At 73.4% G+C, this 15,289-nt stretch carries 14 protein-coding genes and 2 pseudogenes; 7 read left to right on the top strand and 9 right to left on the bottom strand.

Annotation, left to right across the window (positions count from 1 at the left end; translation table 11 throughout):
- Nucleotides 1-97 precede the first annotated feature (97 nt).
- The 4 genes from ACZ4K2_RS20325 to ACZ4K2_RS20310 form a co-directional block, all read right to left on the bottom strand.
- Nucleotides 98-1,195 (bottom strand): sensor histidine kinase, encoded by a 1,098-nt coding sequence (locus tag ACZ4K2_RS20325; RefSeq protein WP_467475250.1) that lies wholly within the window; start codon nucleotides 1,193-1,195, stop codon nucleotides 98-100.
- Entirely contained in the window at nucleotides 1,192-1,845 is a 654-nt protein-coding gene (locus ACZ4K2_RS20320; RefSeq protein ID WP_467475248.1) for a response regulator, read from the bottom strand. The genes ACZ4K2_RS20325 and ACZ4K2_RS20320 overlap by 4 nt, the downstream gene beginning before the upstream one ends.
- A gap of 115 nt (nucleotides 1,846-1,960) precedes the next feature.
- Complete coding sequence (locus ACZ4K2_RS20315) at nucleotides 1,961-2,626, bottom strand: histidine phosphatase family protein (RefSeq protein WP_467475247.1); 666 nt, start codon at nucleotides 2,624-2,626, stop codon at nucleotides 1,961-1,963.
- A 225-nt stretch (nucleotides 2,627-2,851) separates the two neighbouring features.
- Nucleotides 2,852-3,352, bottom strand: coding sequence for a GNAT family N-acetyltransferase (locus ACZ4K2_RS20310; protein ID WP_467475245.1), 501 nt, complete (start codon nucleotides 3,350-3,352; stop codon nucleotides 2,852-2,854).
- 163 nt (nucleotides 3,353-3,515) lie between these two features.
- Between ACZ4K2_RS20310 and ACZ4K2_RS20305 the strand changes: the two genes are divergently transcribed.
- The 3 genes from ACZ4K2_RS20305 to ACZ4K2_RS20295 all read left to right on the top strand — a co-directional run bounded on the left by ACZ4K2_RS20305 (nucleotide 3,516) and on the right by ACZ4K2_RS20295 (nucleotide 5,131).
- Nucleotides 3,516-3,989, top strand: coding sequence for a hypothetical protein (locus ACZ4K2_RS20305; RefSeq protein WP_467475243.1), 474 nt, complete (start codon nucleotides 3,516-3,518; stop codon nucleotides 3,987-3,989).
- Between the two features lie 167 nt (nucleotides 3,990-4,156).
- Nucleotides 4,157-4,747, top strand: a complete 591-nt coding sequence (locus ACZ4K2_RS20300) for a cysteine hydrolase family protein (protein WP_467475241.1) — start codon at nucleotides 4,157-4,159, stop codon at nucleotides 4,745-4,747.
- 219 nt (nucleotides 4,748-4,966) lie between these two features.
- Nucleotides 4,967-5,131: a hypothetical protein gene (locus ACZ4K2_RS20295; protein WP_467475239.1), complete on the top strand. Its 165-nt coding sequence runs from the start codon at nucleotides 4,967-4,969 to the stop codon at nucleotides 5,129-5,131.
- 123 nt (nucleotides 5,132-5,254) lie between these two features.
- Here the strand turns inward: ACZ4K2_RS20295 and ACZ4K2_RS20290 are convergent, their stop codons facing one another.
- Complete coding sequence (locus tag ACZ4K2_RS20290; protein ID WP_467475237.1) at nucleotides 5,255-5,722, bottom strand: hypothetical protein; 468 nt, start codon at nucleotides 5,720-5,722, stop codon at nucleotides 5,255-5,257.
- Between the two features lie 788 nt (nucleotides 5,723-6,510).
- Here ACZ4K2_RS20290 and ACZ4K2_RS20285 point away from each other — a divergent pair.
- Nucleotides 6,511-6,942, top strand: a pseudogene (locus ACZ4K2_RS20285) (HPP family protein); the annotation flags it as partial.
- 19 nt (nucleotides 6,943-6,961) lie between these two features.
- On the opposite strand, the gene ACZ4K2_RS20280 reads toward ACZ4K2_RS20285, so the two are convergent.
- Nucleotides 6,962-7,519, bottom strand: coding sequence for a MarR family winged helix-turn-helix transcriptional regulator (locus ACZ4K2_RS20280; protein ID WP_467475235.1), 558 nt, complete (start codon nucleotides 7,517-7,519; stop codon nucleotides 6,962-6,964).
- A gap of 246 nt (nucleotides 7,520-7,765) precedes the next feature.
- On the opposite strand from ACZ4K2_RS20280, the gene ACZ4K2_RS20275 reads away from it, so the two are divergent.
- On the top strand, nucleotides 7,766-9,298 hold the full coding sequence (locus tag ACZ4K2_RS20275; RefSeq protein WP_467475233.1) for an MFS transporter: 1,533 nt from the start codon (nucleotides 7,766-7,768) through the stop codon (nucleotides 9,296-9,298).
- A gap of 72 nt (nucleotides 9,299-9,370) precedes the next feature.
- Here the strand turns inward: ACZ4K2_RS20275 and gdhA are convergent, their stop codons facing one another.
- Nucleotides 9,371-10,729, bottom strand: a complete 1,359-nt coding sequence (gdhA, locus tag ACZ4K2_RS20270) for an NADP-specific glutamate dehydrogenase (RefSeq protein WP_467475231.1) — start codon at nucleotides 10,727-10,729, stop codon at nucleotides 9,371-9,373.
- A 335-nt stretch (nucleotides 10,730-11,064) separates the two neighbouring features.
- A complete protein-coding gene (locus ACZ4K2_RS20265) occupies nucleotides 11,065-11,754 on the bottom strand; it encodes a nitroreductase family protein (protein ID WP_467475229.1) in 690 nt (229 codons plus the stop codon).
- Nucleotides 11,755-11,889: 135 nt separating this feature from the next.
- On the opposite strand from ACZ4K2_RS20265, the gene ACZ4K2_RS20260 reads away from it, so the two are divergent.
- Nucleotides 11,890-12,396, top strand: a complete 507-nt coding sequence (locus ACZ4K2_RS20260) for an Lrp/AsnC family transcriptional regulator (RefSeq protein ID WP_467475227.1) — start codon at nucleotides 11,890-11,892, stop codon at nucleotides 12,394-12,396.
- A gap of 173 nt (nucleotides 12,397-12,569) precedes the next feature.
- Here ACZ4K2_RS20260 and ACZ4K2_RS20255 read toward each other — a convergent pair whose 3' ends face one another.
- Entirely contained in the window at nucleotides 12,570-14,888 is a 2,319-nt protein-coding gene (locus ACZ4K2_RS20255) for a glycosyl hydrolase family 18 protein (protein WP_467475225.1), read from the bottom strand.
- Between the two features lie 263 nt (nucleotides 14,889-15,151).
- Between ACZ4K2_RS20255 and ACZ4K2_RS20250 the strand changes: the two are divergent.
- Nucleotides 15,152-15,289, top strand: a pseudogene (locus ACZ4K2_RS20250) (RNA polymerase sigma factor SigF); the annotation flags it as partial.

The raw sequence follows: 15,289 nt of genomic DNA, 5'->3' as shown, positions 1-15,289 counted from the left end.
CCCCGGCCGTGTGCCCTTCGGGCTGCCGGGAGCACGTGTGCCGTTCATGGTGGTCACGGAAGCGCGTGGCGGGATGCTGTTCCCGCGTCACGCGGCTTCACGCGGCTTCCGTGGGCAGGACCACGCAGACCTCGAAGCCGCCGTCGCTCGTCGGGCCCGCGGTCATGGTGCCGCCGAGGAGTTCGGCGCGCTGGCGCAGGCCGATCAGGCCGTGGTGCGCGCCGGGCAGCGGCAGCGGTGGCTGGGTCGGCGCCGTGTTGGTGACCCTGACGTGCACGGAACCGTCCCGCCGGAACAGGTCGATGCGCGCGGTGGCCCCGGGGGCGTGCTTGCGCGTGTTGGTGAGCGCTTCCTGCACGGTGCGGTAGACCGCGCGCTGCACGGTGGCGGGCAGGGTCTCGGGCAGGTCCGTCTTCAGCTCGGTCTCGATGCCGGAGCCGTCGGCCAGCCGCTGGATGTCGCCGAGCGCCGGCTGCGGGGTCAGTTCCGTCGGCCGGCCGACCGAGGCGCGCAGTACGCCGACCATGTGGCGCAGCTCGTCGAGGGTCTGCACGCTCAGCCGCCGGATCGTCGCCGCGGCCTCCTTGGTGTCCGGGTCGCTCGTGCCCACCTGGAGGGCCCCCGCGTGCACGGCGATCAGGCTGACCTGGTGGGAGACGACGTCGTGCATCTCCCGTGCGAGCTGGGCCCGCTCCTTGGCCAGGGCGGCCTGCGCGGTCAGCACCTCCTGGTGGTCGCGCGCCTCCGAGATCTCGGTCAGCCGCAGGGACAGGTCCCGGCGGGTGTGCACGAGCTGCCCGAGGAAGACGGCGGCGGCCGCCGTGGCGGTGCTGTAGCCGAGCGCGATGAGCGTGGCTCGGTGAGCCAGGTCGAGTGCCGGTGCCGGCAGGGCCGTGGTGTCGCTGAAGGCGAACGCCAGGGAGCCCAGGACCAGCAGCAGCCGCGAGCGGTTGAAGGAGGCGAGCGTGTACAGCGCGGCCAGGCAGGCGAAGACCGCGTCGGACAGCAGCACGGAGGGGAGCGTGATCAGGAAGGTGAGCAGCGGCCGCTGCCGGCGCATCAGCAGTGCGAAGGCGCCGCCCAGCCCGCAGGCCATGCGCAACGTCTCCTCGATGTCCCAGTGGGCCCACACGTCGAGGAGGGCCAGGGCCACCGCCACGCAGTCCAGGAGCAGCGGGGACGGCCGGCGGGTCATCCCGCGCCCCCGGTGAGCATGCCGGCCCGCTGGGCGAAGAGGGCGGCCTGGACCCGGCCGCTGACCTCCAGCTTGGTGAGGATCGCGCTGACGTGGTCCTTGACCGTGCCGGTGCTCAGGTGCATCCGGGCCGCGATGTCGGCGTTGGACAGGCCCTCGGCGACGAGGACGAGCACCTCCCGCTCGCGCTCGGTGAGCCGTTCGAGGGCCTTCGGCGGGCGGTCCTGCGTCCCGGCGCTCAGGTACCCGTCCACCACGGTGCGCGTGACCTTCGGCGACAGCACCGTGCCGCCGTGGGCGAGGCTCTGCACGGCCAGCGGCAGCGCCTCGGGGTCGGTGTCCTTCAGGAGGAAGCCGGCGGCGCCCGAGCGCAGTGCCGTCTCCACGTACTCGTCCATGTCGAACGTGGTCAGCATGGCCACCACCGGGGGGTCCGGCAGCCTCCGGATCTCACCCAGGACGGTGAGGCCGTCCACGTCCGGCATGCGGATGTCCAGCAGGACGATGTCGGGCCGGGTCTCGCGCAGGGTCCGCAGGGCCTGGCCGCCGGATACCGCCCCGACGACCTCGATACCGTCGGCGGCATCGAGGATCCGCCGGAAACCCGTGCGGATCAGGGCTTCGTCGTCGACCACCAGTACCCGGATCACCTGTGCTCCAGCCTCTGTCGGACCACTGTCCGATTCGTACCACGCCGGGGGCGGCTCCGCCGCCGGGAGCCGCCCCGGACGGGCCCGCGGGCTGCGCGACCTCGGGTTGCGTGTGTCAGAGGTGACCGGTGAGGCACAGGTGACGGCGCGGGGGCCTGATGCTGAGCACCGCTATGGACGAGCCGGACGGGGCGCCGTCGGCGGAGTGCCGCTGCGGCGGGGCCGCCAGCCGGCCGAGCCGGGCGCTCCAGAGACCGTCGCGCATCGTCAGGGTGACCGCGGAGAAGGACGGCACGTCCAGGTGCCAGAAGGCGCGGTGCGGCGCGGACAGCGCGTGCACCAGCGCGGCCCGGATGACGGAACCCTCGGTGATCGCGACCATGTCCCCCGTCTCGGGGGTCAGGGTCCGCATCCACGCCGCCGTGCGACGGCAGAGCCGGTCGACGGACTCGCCGCCGTGCGGCGCGGCGCAGGGATCCGTCAGCCAGGTGGAGAGGCCGTAGGGGTCCTCGGCCGCGATCTCGGTGAGCGGCCGGCCGTCCCAGGCGCCGTAGTCCACATCGCGCAGCGCGCTCTCCGGCACCGCGTCGACGCCCAGGGCCTCGGCGACCTGTCCGCTGCGCGCCGAGGGCGCCCGCAGGGCCAGCGTGTACGGCGGGAGGGCCGCTCTCGCGGCGCCGACCGCGCGCCGTTCGTGCTCGTCCAGGGCCGCGTCCCCGAAGACCTGGTGGGGGTTGCCTTCCGCGGCGGTTGCGCACAGCATCGTCAGTCGCACCCTCACGATCCGACCTCCTTCTGCGACGGGGACGGCATACCGCCGGCTCGGTCCTGCGGGGAGAAGCCCTCCGTGGACCCGTTGGCCGGAGCAGGGATCGCCCAGTGGCCTCAACCTTCCAGGACGGGTGCCCCCGCAACCATCCGGCAGGTGTCCGGACCACCCCCGCCACCCGGCGGGATACCGGCCCGTCGGCGGCCGGGCCGCCCCGCACCGGTGACGCGCGGGGAGCTACGGCAGGAACGCCAGGTCGCACTGGTACCAGGTGCCGCGCTTGCCGCCCAGCGTGTCCTGGTCGGCCGGGCCGATCGGCACGAACCCGGCCTTGGTCAGCACCCGGTGCGAGGCGGTGTTGTCATGGCTGCTGGCCGCGCGCAGCGTGCGCAGTCCGTGCTGGTCCACCGCCAGGCGGCACAGCTCCCGGACCGTGTCGGTGGCCAGGCCCCGGTCCGTGGCGTGCCGCGCGACCCGGTAGCCGAGTTCGGCGGTCCCCTTGTCGATGCCGACCAGGTCGAACCTGCCGAGCACCGAGCCGTCCTCGGCGACGAGCACGTAGAAGGCGCAGGCACCGGCCTCCTGCTCGGCCAGCAGGGCCGTGTAGCGCTCGGTGAACCGGTCGAAGAAGTCGTCGCCGCGGTCGGGGACCGAGGCCGAGAAATAGGTGCGGTTCGCCAGCTCGAAGGCCAGGACCGCCGGGGCATGGCTGGCATGCAGCCGCTTCAGCTCAGGCACTGCCCGACTCTACCCAAACGGGGTGCCGAGGCCACGTGGGCTCCACCGGCCGTGGGCAGGTCGCGGGCCAGGTGGGTGGCGTCCGGCGGGTGCCCGGACGGGGCACCGCGATCACCCGTCAGGAGGTACACACGGCAGGATCTTGCTCCATACGCTGAGGAACATGAACATCTCCCCGCTCCGCCGGAACGCCCTCCGCGCGGGTTCCGTCGCCCTCGCGACCGCGTGCGCCCTGCTGGCGGCAGGTCCGGCCCCGGCGGCCCCCGGCCCGGCCGCGGCCGCCGTCGACCTCGACTGCGACCCGGTCACCTGGCGGGTGGAGTACACCGCGGGGAGCGGCGGCCACGTACCCGGCTCGACGGTGGGCACGCGGGTCGAGATCGGCGTCGTCGACGAGTACGGGCCGGACGAGGTCACCGGGGAGGGCCCGTACGGCCTGGGCAGCGCCGCCAGTACCGGGGACGTGCGCCGGAAGACCGACGCCGAGGGGGCGTGGTCCGTCCACGACGTCCTGGACCGGGGGCCGCGCCCCTCCGGCCACCCCCGCTCGCACACCCGCACCACCACCGTCACCCTCCACGTGGCCGACGGCACCGGCCGGGCCGTGGCCGAGGCCCGCTGCACGCTGGCGGTCTGACGCCCGCCCGCCGCGGGGACGGAGGCCGAGCCGTCCACGCGGGGTGTCGATGTCTGTTTCTGCAAGTCGGATGGCATTGCCGACGTGTCGTGGGCGCGCGTAGCGTTCTCGACGGGCCGCCGGTTCGGCCTGATTCCACTGACGGACAGACGACTTGGGGTACAGCCATGCCTACGACCACCCTGCGCCAGCTCAACGCGTTCGACGACACCCCCGCGTCGCTGGCGTCCGCCACGGTGATCCTGATCGACTACCAGAACACCTACACGCAGGGCGTCATGGAGCTGTCCGGCTGGGAGGCCGCCCTCGACGCCGGCGCCGAACTGCTGGCCAAGGCCCGTGCCGCCGGTGCGAAGGTCATCCACGTCGTCAACGACGGCGGCGAGGGCACGCCCTACGACATCCGCGCGGAGATCGGCCGGATCCACCCGAAGGTCGCGCCGGTCGACGGCGAGACGACCGTGGTGAAGACGAAGCCCAACGCGTTCCTCGACACCGAGCTCGGCGACCTGGTGGACGCGGCCGGCAACAAGGACCTGGTGATCGCCGGGTTCATGACCCACATGTGCGTCGCGTTCACCGCCCAGGGCGCCTTCCTGCGCGGCAACCGCCCGACCGTGGTGGCGGACGCCTCCGCGACCCGCCCGCTGGAGACCCCGGTGGCCGGGGTGTCCGCCGAGTCCCTCCACCTCGGCGCGCTCGCCACGATCGGCGACCTGTACGGCGTCGTGGTGCCGTCGGCGGACCAGCTCGGCTGAGGTCCGTCCCGCCGCCGCGGGGCCGGTGCCGCGCTCCCCGGCGCCCGGCCCCCGGGACGCGGCCGGGGCGGTACGGCGCGATCCGCGCGACACCGTACGACGTGATCGGGAGACGCGGTTGATGGAGGAGTCCCGGCGGTTGCCCTCCGGCCCCGGCGCGAGGTGGCGCGGCGCGCTCCCCCCGCCCGCCCTGTGCGGCTTCCTCCTCCTGCCGCGGCCGTGTTCGCAGTGTCGTACGCCGTCGGTTCCGCCGCCGGACCGGTCGCGCCCGGCATGCACGGCCCCGGCGCGAGCCGCGACGACGGCGGCCGGGGCGGGGACGGCGGCCGGGGCGGGGACGGCGGCCCGGACGGCATGGGGGACATGCACGGGGGCGGCCGCTGATGGGCCCCGAACCCGCCGCCGCGGCACCGGTCACCACCGATCTGGCCATGTCAACCGGCCGGGGTGGGCGGCTGTCACCGGCCCGCGCCGGTGAGCCGTGGACGGGCGCGGCCGGCCCCCGGGTCATGCCCGGTTCTCGGCGGCCGTCACGACGCCGTGGGTCACCAGCCCGTACACCAGGTGCGGGACGACGTCCGACGTCCAGTCCCGCACCGACCAGGTCCGCGGATCGCTCACGCCCAGCCCGGCCATCGGCAGGTCGGTCAGGGCCATGGCCAGGACGCCGGTGGCCGCCCCGCCGAGCCACCAGGGCAGGCGCACCCCGGCGCGGCGGAGCAGGGAGACCGCCACCCCGGTGCCGCAGCCGACGGCGATGCCGGACAACGCGCCGAGTCCGGAGAGCCGGTTCTCCCGGGTGTCCCCGGAGCCGGGAACCGGATGTCCGGCGTCCTCCGCGAGCTTCTCCACGACCTGGGACGGAGCCCCGCTCGACGACCTGCCCCGCCATGCCATGTCGGCGTAGGTCACCGCGTTCAGCGCGGTCGTCCCGGCGGCGCCCGCCACACCTCCGCGCACAATGGTTCCGATCATGCGAGGCCGAGTTCCCCTCGCCGCATCGCCCGAATCACACCCGGACGGCCCGGTATGCGACACCGGGAACGGGTGCGGGGGACGCGCGGCGAAGGGATGCGGCGGGAGGCGAGGGGCGCGCGACCCGGTCCTCGGCCGGGGGCGGTCGGCCGCGCGCTACGCCGTACCGCGCGTCCCGGCCCGTGGTCGGCGGCCCTTCGTCACGCGGATCGCTGTCCTCCCGGTCCGGTCCGTGTCCGGCGGCCGTCGGCCGCGCGCGCCAGCCTCCTGGCTCCGGACCGCGGCAGGCGGCCGGCGGCCGTGCGTCCCGGTCCGTGGCCGACGGCCACCCTCCCCGCGTCCCGCGTCCTCCGCCGTGGCCCGCCCCCCCCGCCACCCGGCGCGCGGAGGGAGGCCCGGTGGCGTCCACTGGCGTTCTCCGGTTGCTCCCTGCCCCCGACACCCCCGACACCCCACAGCCAAGGCCCGAACGCCCAGGCGCGGTACGGCAGGTGCCCGGCGCCCCCGCGAACTCCCCGCTCGCCCGGTGTCGTCCACGGGGCCGCCCGCGGGCCCGCGCCGGCCTTCTGGTCGGCCATGCCGAGGACTGCGCCGCCCCGATCGGGAGTTCGGCGCAAGGTCAGCCCACGTCGATCACGGGGCACGCCGCGCGCCGGCGCGGGACCGTTCCCTTCCCCTTCCCGAACCGCTTCGGCGGGCCGCCGCCCGTGGTCCCGAGAGACACGTGAGCACCGACACCGCCACACCGCGCCCCGGCCGCCGCAGGACACCGGCACACCCTCCGCGTCACGGCCCCCTCCGTGTCCGTGCTGCTGCTCCTGGCCGCCACGGGCGCCGTCCCGCACGAACCGCTGCTGATCCCCCCGCTCGCGGCGAGCGCGGCCCTCGTCCACAGCACACCGCGGCTTCCCCTGGCCCAGCCGCGCAGACTGGTCGGCGGGCACGTCCGGTCCGCGCTGCTCGGCTTCCTCGTCCCGGCCGCCCGCGGCAGTTCGCCCCGGGCCGCGGCCCTCGCGGGCGGCCTCGCGCTGGGCGGCATGATGACCACCAGGGCGCCGCACATGCCGGCGACGGCCACCGCCGTCATCGTCGTCCTCCGGCACCCGGCCGCGCCGCGCTTCCTCGTCCTCCTGCTCACCGCGACCCTGCTGCCGGTCAGCGCAGGGATCGTCGCCGGGCCGGCCCGGCACGCAACGCGCCGTCCCGTCTACTGCTGGTGACCGCCGGCCGGGGCCGCGCTCAGCCGGAACGCCCGGGTGCGCCGGGCGGGGGGACGTCCGCGGGCACCCCGGCGTCCGGGCCGGCCGCGAACCCGCCGCACGGCACGTGACCGAGGGCGCCCGCCGGGTCCGCGCCGCGCCGCGCCCGGTGCAGGGTGAGCAGGGCATCGGCCAGGGCCGCGGCGGCGGTCTCGTCCAACGGGGTGAGGAAGTCGCGCTCCACGCGCTCGCGGGCCGCCTCCGCCTCCGCCAGACACGTCCGCCCGGCCGGGGTGAGCGTCACCACGTTCCGGCGCCGGTCGCGGTCGCTGCGGTGGCGCTCCACGTACCCTTTGCCCTCCAGTGAGTCGATGACGCCGACCATAGTGGTGCGGTCGACCTCGAGCCGGGCGGCGATCTCCAGTTGGGACGACTGCTCCGGGGAGGCGTCGATCACCGCCAGCACGCCGAGTTCCCGCGGGATGAGGCGGAAGGGCGCGAGCGCCGCGTCCAGTTCGGCGGCCAGGGCCACGTAGGCGTGCTTCAGGAGATATCCCAGCCGACGGGAAAGTACATCAGGGGGACGCTCATCCTTCATGCGGGCAGCGTACACTTCACTGACCATCAGCCATACTGACGATCGGCTCCCATGACCGATCATTGGCTGGTTCGGGCCACCGGTGAACGGGACACCCGGTACCACCGAGGTCCGCGGAGCACCACGGAACGGCCCGCGGGGACGGGGCGCTCCGCCGACGTGGCGCCACCACCGCCCCCCGCACCCCCCCGCACGCACGCGGACCACGCACGCCACCAGCACGAGCAAGGAAGTGACGTTCACGTCATGAGTGACTCGCCCCCGGCCGAGGCCATACGCACGGCTCCGGCCCCCACCGCGCACGGCGCGGCCGACGCCCCCGACCCCCGCCGCTGGTGGGGCCTGGTCGTCATCGCCCTGGCGCAGTTGATGGTGGTCCTCGACGCGACCATCGTGAACATCGCGCTGCCGTCCGCGCAGAAGGCCCTCGGCATGTCCGACGGCAACCGCCAGTGGGTCATCACGGCCTACACCCTCGCCTTCGGCGGCCTGCTGCTGCTCGGCGGCCGCATCGCCGACCTGGTCGGCCGCAAGCGCACGTTCATCGTCGGCCTCGTCGGCTTCGCCGTGGCCTCCGCGATCGGCGGCGCGGCCGGGAGCCCCGGCATGCTCTTCGGGGCCCGGGCCCTCCAGGGCGTGTTCGGCGCCGTCCTCGCGCCGTCCGCGCTCTCCCTGATGACCACCACGTTCACCGATCCCCGGGAACGCGGCAAGGCGTTCGGCATCTACGGCGCCATCGCCGGCGCGGGCGCCGCGATCGGCCTGCTGCTCGGCGGCATCCTCACCTCGTACGCGAACTGGCGCTGGTGCCTGTACGTGAACATCCCGATCGCCGCCGTCGCGGTGGTCGGCGCCCTCATGCTGCTGCACGACCGCCCCGGGCACCGCGAGTCCAGGCTGGACATCCCCGGCGTCGTCCTCGGCTGCGGCGGCCTGGTCGCCGTCGTCTACGGCTTCTCGGAGGCCGAGCCGCGCGGCTGGGGCGACGGCCTGGTGGTCGGCCTGCTGATCGGCGGCGTGGCCCTGCTGGCGGCGTTCGTGTTCTGGCAGAGCAGGGCCAAGCACCCGCTGCTGCCGCTGCGCATCCTCGCCGACCGCAACCGCGCGGGCTGCTTCCTGACCATGGGACTCGCCACGATCGGCATGTTCGGTCTGTTCCTGTTCATGACCTACTACTTCCAGGGCATCCTCGGATACTCCCCGGTCCGCAGCGGTCTGGCGTTCCTGCCGATGTCCGCGATGATCATCCTGGGTTCCACGCAGATCTCCGCGCGGCTGCTGCCCCGTACGCCCCCGCGCCTGCTGATGGTGCCCGGCATGCTCCTCGCCGCGTCGGGCCTCGCGGTGCTCACCCAGCTCGGCGTGGACTCCGCGTACGCCACCCACGTCCTGCCCGCCGAGCTGCTGCTCGGTCTCGGCATGGGCCTGACCTTCATGCCGGTCTTCTCCACCGCGACCAGCGGGGTCCGGCCGCAGGACGCCGGCGTCACCTCCGCGATGGTCAACACCTCGCAGCAGGTGGGCGGTTCGCTCGGCACGGCGCTGCTGAACACCATCGCCACCTCGGCGACGAGCACGTACGTCGGCGGGCACCTGACCGATCCCGCGCGCAAGGCCCAGGTGCTGCGCGAGGGCATCGTGCACGGCTACACGCAGGCCATCTGGTGGGGCGTGGCCGCGATGCTGCTCGCCGCGGTCGCCTCCGGCGTCCTGGTCGTCGCCCGGCCCTCCGGTCACGGCCGGGGCGGCGCGGGAGCGGGTGCGGCCGCCGCGCACTGAGTCCCGGCCGCCGTTCGCACCCGCGCCCCGCCCCGGCACTGCCGGAGCGGGGCGCGGGCGCATGCGGCAGCGTCAGATGACACCCTGCGCGAGCATCGAGTCGGCGACCCGTTCGAAGCCGGCGATGTTGGCGCCGGTGACGTAGTCGCCGGGGGCGCCGTAGCGCTCGGCGGTCTCGTGACAGGTGGTGTGGATGTCGCTCATGATGTGCGACAGCTCCTCCTCCACCCGGGCCGGCGACCACGCCGTACGCGCGTGGTTCTGCGCCATCTCCAGGGCGCTCACCGCGACCCCGCCCGCGTTGGCGGCCTTGCCGGGGCCGAACGCGACCCCCGCGCGCTGGAAGAGGTGCACGGCCTCCGGCGTGGTGGGCATGTTCGCGCCCTCCGCCACCGCCTTCACCCCGTTGCGGACGAGCGTGGCCGCGTCGTTCTCGTCCAGCTCGTTCTGGGTGGCGGACGGCAGCGCGACATCGGCCGGCACGTCCCACACCCGGCCGCCCGGTACGAACCGGGCCGAGGCCCCGCGCCGGTCGGCGTACTCGCTGATCCGCCCGCGCTCGACCTCCTTGACCTGCTTGAGCAGTTCGACGTCGATGCCCTTGTCGTCGATGACGTACCCGCTGGAGTCCGAGCAGGTCAGCGGGTTGGCGCCGAGGGAGAGCAACTTCTCGACGGTGTAGATGGCCACGTTGCCGGAGCCGGAGACGACCGCCGTCTGACCCTCCAGGTCCTCACCGCGCTCGCGCAGCATCGCCGCCGCGAACAGCACGCTGCCGTACCCGGTCGCCTCCGGCCGGATCGCCGAGCCGCCCCAGCCCGGGCCCTTGCCGGTCAGGACACCGGCCTCCCAGCGGTTGGTGATCCGCCGGTACTGGCCGAACAGGTAGCCGATCTCGCGCCCGCCGACGCCGATGTCACCGGCCGGCACGTCGGTGTGCTCGCCGATGTGGCGGTACAGCTCCGTCATGAACGACTGACAGAACCGCATGACCTCGGCGTCGCTGCGCCCGTGCGGGTCGAAGTCGCTGCCGCCCTTGCCGCCGCCGATGCCCAGCCCCGTCAGCGCGTTCTTGAAGATCTGCTCGAACCCGAGGAACTTGATGATGCCGAGGTTGACGGACGGGTGGAAACGCAGGCCGCCCTTGTACGGGCCGAGCGCGCTGTTGAACTCCACCCGGAAACCTCGGTTGACGTGCACGCGGCCCCGGTCGTCCTGCCACGGCACCCGGAAGATGACCTGCCGCTCGGGCTCGCAGAGCCGCTCGACGAGTCCCGGCTCCGCGTACTCGGGGCGGGCCGCCAGCACCGGCGCCAGGGTGTCCAGCACCTCGTGCACGGCCTGGTGGAACTCGGGCTGGGCGGGATTGCGCCGCTCGATCTCGACGCGCAGGGCGTCGAGCCGGGTCTTGGTGTCGTCTCGGGTCGTCACTGGGTCCCTTTCTGGCACGGCTGCTACCGGTACGTAACCGGTGATGGGCGCTCGGCGCCGTTGCCGCGCGCAGGACAGGACCGTCCCGGGGATCCACTCGGCAGAACGCGAGCCACCCACCGGGTACGGCCGACCCCCCAGTGTGACCCATGGGTAAAGCCCGAGGCCAGCATGGTTGCGCCAACTGTCCGGACTCTGAGACTCCGCGCCGGGAGGGGCCGCGCGCCCGACTCCCCTTCCCGATGTGCCGTGACCACCGTTACCGGGTGTCATGGGCGCCCCGCGTGGGACGGCCGCCGGGCCCCGCCGGGCTCGCCCCGCGGGGCCCGGCGGGGTCACCGGCGGCGGACCGGGCTCTCCGCGGTCGCCTCCGCCAGCGACTTGCGTGCCAGGTCAGGGACCTCGCAGTCGGCCGCCGCGTAGCCGATGGGGAAGAGGATGTAGGGCCGTTCGTTGCGGGGCCGCTCGCAGATCTCGGTGAGGAAGCCCATCGGGTTGGGCGTGTGCGTCAGGGTGCTCAGCCCCATCGCGTGCAGGGCCGTGATGAAGAGGCCGCACGCGATGCCCACGCTCTCGTTCACGTAGTAGTTCTTGCGCAGTGAACCGTCCGGCATCGCCGTGCTCTTCTCGGCGAAGCAGACGACGATCCACGGCACGACGTCGAGGAAGCCCTTGTCGGAGTCCGTTTCGAGGGGGGCCAGCGCGGCGCGCCACTCGGGTGGGATCCGCCCGCCCTCGTAATTGACCGATTCCTCCTCCTCCGCGGCGACCCGGATGAGGTGCTTGGTCTCCGCGTCGCCGATCACGGCGAACTTCCACGGCTGGAAGTGGGCCCCGGACGGGGCGGTGTTCGCCGCGGCGATGGCCAGGTCCACGCACGCGCGGGGGACCGGCTCGTCACTGAAGAACCGCACGCTGCGCCGGCGGTCGAGGAACGACACGAAGTCCTTCCCGCGCCGGACCATCTCGGCCTCGTCGTACCGCTCGGGCCGGTAGGGGACGAAGGGGTGGGTGTGCTGCCTCACGACTGCTCCTCGTGGACGGGAGCCCACAGGGTGGGCCCTCGGCAGCCGAATGGGCAACAGACCACCCGATCCGTTGCTAATCTGCCAGCGATCGAGGCATGGCAGTGGCTCTTTGCTCACAGATCGGCAGGTGCGGTGGCACGGCGGGGACTCGACGCGCTCGACGGCCGGATGCTGCGCCTGCTCCGGGAGCGCCCGCGCGAGGGGCTCCTGGAGATCGCCCGCCGGCTCGGCGTCGCCCGCGGCACCCTGCAGACACGACTGGACCGGCTGACCGCCTCCGGCGTGGTGACCGGCTACGGACCGGACGTGGACGTCGCCGCGCTCGGCCACGTGGTCGAGGCGTTCACCACGTTCGAGGTGGACCAGCCCGCCCGCGAGGCCATCGTCGCGCGCCTGCGGGCCGTCCCGCAGATCCTGGAGGCCCGCATCGTGACGGGCCCCGGCGACATCTGGTGCCGCATCGCCGGCCGGAGCAACCAGCACGTGCAGGAGGTGATCGACCACGTCCTGGAGGTGGCGGGCGTCCGCCGCAGCACGACGGTCATCGCCCTGAGCGCGGTCATCCCCTACCGGGTCCAGCCCCTGGTCGACGAGGTGGCCGGGCTGCCGGCGGAGCCGCACGCCGAGGACGGCCGGTGACCGGGTCCGGTCCCGGCACCTGACCCGCCCACCGGCCGCCCGGTTGCCGCGGCCCGCTGCCCGCCCGGTACGCGGGCGTACGGTCCGGGGAGACACGAGACACGAGACCCGGGCGGGCGGTCCGCCGACCGCCCGCCCGGGAGCCTCGCGCGGCGCCGGGGCGCCGTGCCGGGTTACTTCAGTCCGTCGTTCAGCGCGGTCATGAGCTGACCGTTCGGTGTGTCGCCGGACATCTCCCAGACGAAGCCGCCCAGCAGCCCCTTGGACTTGATCCAGGCCGTCTTCTTCCCGATGGACCAGGCGTCGTCGAACGACCACCACTGGCCGCCCGGGCCGGTGTAGCCGAACGTCGACACGGACTGCTCGTCATGGCGCACGGTCATCGACGGGAAACTGGTGATCAGGTTGTTGTAGCCGCGGACCCCGGCCTCGGTGTCGAACTGGCCGGGAGCGGCGCCGTTCGCGTCCTGCCACTCACCGGCGGCCCCGCCGTCGGTCACGCCCTGCCAGCCGCGCCCGTAGAACGGGAAGCCCACCGTCAGCTTGCGGGGGTTGACCCCGGCGTCGAGGTAGACCTTGATCGCGTTCTCGATGCTGAAGTGGAAGGGGTACGGGTCCTGCGCGTCGGCGTACAGGTTGGATCCCTGCCCGGTGCGCTTGGGCTCCCAGGAGTTGTCACTGCCGGCGCCGTGGAAGTCGTACCCCTGGACGTTGGCGTAGTCGAGCGAGTCGAAGATCCGGCTCAGGTCCCAGCCGGCGGAGATCTTCGCCGGGTCGGCCGGGGTGAACGCGGTCAGCAGCCGGTGCGGGCCGCCGAGCGCGTCGAGCTGCTTGCGGAACTCGGCGAGCAGCTCGGTCAGGTTGGCCTTGTCCTGGGCGCCGTAGTGGTTGCCCGGGTGTCCCTCGGAACCGGGCCACTCCCAGTCGATGTCGATGCCGTCGAAGATCCCGGCCCCCGTGCCCGGGCCGCCCGCGCCGTTGTAGACGGGCAGGTCACCCTTGATCCACACGTCGATGCAGGACTTGACGAACTTCTCCCGGGAGGCCTGCGTGGCGGCGGCGTCCGAGAAGAACTTCGAGTACGTCCAGCCGCCGAGCGACACCACGACCCTCAGCTTCGGGTACTTCGCCTTCAGCTTCTTGAGCTGGTTGAAGTTGCCCCGGAGCTTGCCCCAGCCGTCGTCGGCGACCCCGTCCACGGACTGCGCGGCCGACATGGGGCGCGCGTAGTCGGCGTCCGCGTCACCCGCGCCGGTGCCCTCGTCCGGGTCCTGCGGGTTGGCGGAGACACCCTTGGTCACCCCGGCCTGGCAGGTGAGGTTCTTCGGGTCGAGGTTCTCGAAGGAGTAGTTGATCACGTCGAGTTTGGCCGCGGCGCCCGAGGTGTCCAGGTTCTTCACGAAGTACTGGCGTCCGTAGATGCCCCACTGCGCGAAGTAGCCCACCTTGAGCTGCTTGCCCTGTCCGGCCACGTCGTCGGTGGTGGCGGTGACCGTGTTGGACGCCGGCGAGGCGTTGTCGGCGGTGTCCCGGGCCTTGACCGTGAAGGTGTAGGCGGTGGCGGGGGAGAGCCCGTCGACGGTGGCCGTCGTGGTGTCCGCGCCGACGGTCTTCACCAGGGTGCTGCCCCGGTACACGTCGTAGGCGGCCACGCTCACGTTGTCGGTGGACTTGTCCCAGGCCAGGTCGACGCTGGAAGCGGTCTTGCCGGTGGCGCGCAGGTTGCCGGGCGCGGTCGGCGGGGTCGGGTCGCTCGCCGGGTCGACGGTCTTGACGGTCAGCGGGGCGCTCGCCGGTCCCAGGTTCCCGCGGGTGTCCTTGGCGCGCACGGTGAACGTGTAGTTCGTCGCCGGGGTCAGCCCGGTGACGGTCGCCGAGGTGCCGGCCGCGGTGGCCACGGTGGCGGAGCCGCTGAGCACCTCGTAGGAGGTGACGGGGTAGTCACCGCCCTGCGCGGCGGGCCAGCTCAGCGCGACCGAGTGCGCCGTGACCGCGGTCGTCTTCGGTGTGCCGGGCGCGGTCGGCGGCACGTCGGGGGAGCCGTCGCACTTGTCGCCGTTGACGGTGCAGCCCGTCGGGGCGCCGATCGGCCCGTTGGCGATGAACCAGTAGCTGTACGGTTCGGTGCTGCCGCCCGCCGGGACGCTCGCGTTGTAGTGGGCGTTCTTCACGCTCACGTGCCGTCCGGTGACGGTCGCGTCGCCGTTGTAGTTGCCGGTCACGGAGACCCCGGCCGGCAGGTCGAACTCCAGGTTCCAGCCGCTGACGGCGGCGGAGCCGCTGTTGCGTATGACGTAGGTGCCCTTCCACCAGGAGCCGTTGTCCTGGGTGGTGAACGTCGCCGTGAGGGTGCCGGCCGCGTGGGCGGGCGCGGCGAGTGCGGTGAGCAGTCCGAGCGGGAGCAGCAGCGCGGTGCCGATGGCGGCGGCCCGCCGCCGGAACCGGGCGTCCGCGCGGGACGGTGAGTGGGGTGATCTGCGCCGGTGGAACATGGTTCTCCCTGTGATCGTGGGGTGGTACAGGGGTGAGGCGAACCGTGCGTGCGCGTTGCCTGACTGAGGGCTCACAACGTAGAAGGTCTGGACCAATGCGTCAACGGTTGCCGCCGGGACCGCGGGGCACGGCCCAGGCCCGAAAATCCGGCAGTCGTTCGCGTGACGGCAGGCATGGGTGGAGAATGTCGGGGTAACCGGCCCGTTGTCGGTCGCTTCGCGGCCGGCTTCGGCATAGGCACGATCTTGGGAGGGGACCTTTCATGGCGCTCATGAGCACGGCGGCAACGGATACGCGGACGTCGGAGCTGCCGGAGGTCGCGGATCCCTCCCGGGTGGCGCCGAAGGATGCGCGGGAGTTGTCCCGTTTGTTCTTCGGGCGGCTGGCGGTGCTGGAGGAG

Source organism: Streptomyces sp. NPDC025833 (assembly GCF_055558055.1).
Note: the sequence above shows the minus strand (reverse complement) of the source record. Positions and strands in the feature narration are given on the sequence as shown.

Excerpts from the sequence above, each read along its gene's own strand:
- ACZ4K2_RS20325 (WP_467475250.1), bottom strand. The coding sequence starts at position 1,195 with ATGACCCGCCGGCCGTCCCCGCTGCTCCTGGACTGCGTGGCGGTGGCC.
- ACZ4K2_RS20305 (WP_467475243.1), top strand. The coding sequence starts at position 3,516 with ATGAACATCTCCCCGCTCCGCCGGAACGCCCTCCGCGCGGGTTCCGTC.
- ACZ4K2_RS20300 (WP_467475241.1), top strand. The coding sequence starts at position 4,157 with ATGCCTACGACCACCCTGCGCCAGCTCAACGCGTTCGACGACACCCCC.
- ACZ4K2_RS20290 (WP_467475237.1), bottom strand. The coding sequence starts at position 5,722 with ATGATCGGAACCATTGTGCGCGGAGGTGTGGCGGGCGCCGCCGGGACG.
- ACZ4K2_RS20280 (WP_467475235.1), bottom strand. The coding sequence starts at position 7,519 with ATGAAGGATGAGCGTCCCCCTGATGTACTTTCCCGTCGGCTGGGATAT.
- ACZ4K2_RS20275 (WP_467475233.1), top strand. The coding sequence starts at position 7,766 with ATGAGTGACTCGCCCCCGGCCGAGGCCATACGCACGGCTCCGGCCCCC.
- ACZ4K2_RS20255 (WP_467475225.1), bottom strand. The coding sequence starts at position 14,888 with ATGTTCCACCGGCGCAGATCACCCCACTCACCGTCCCGCGCGGACGCC.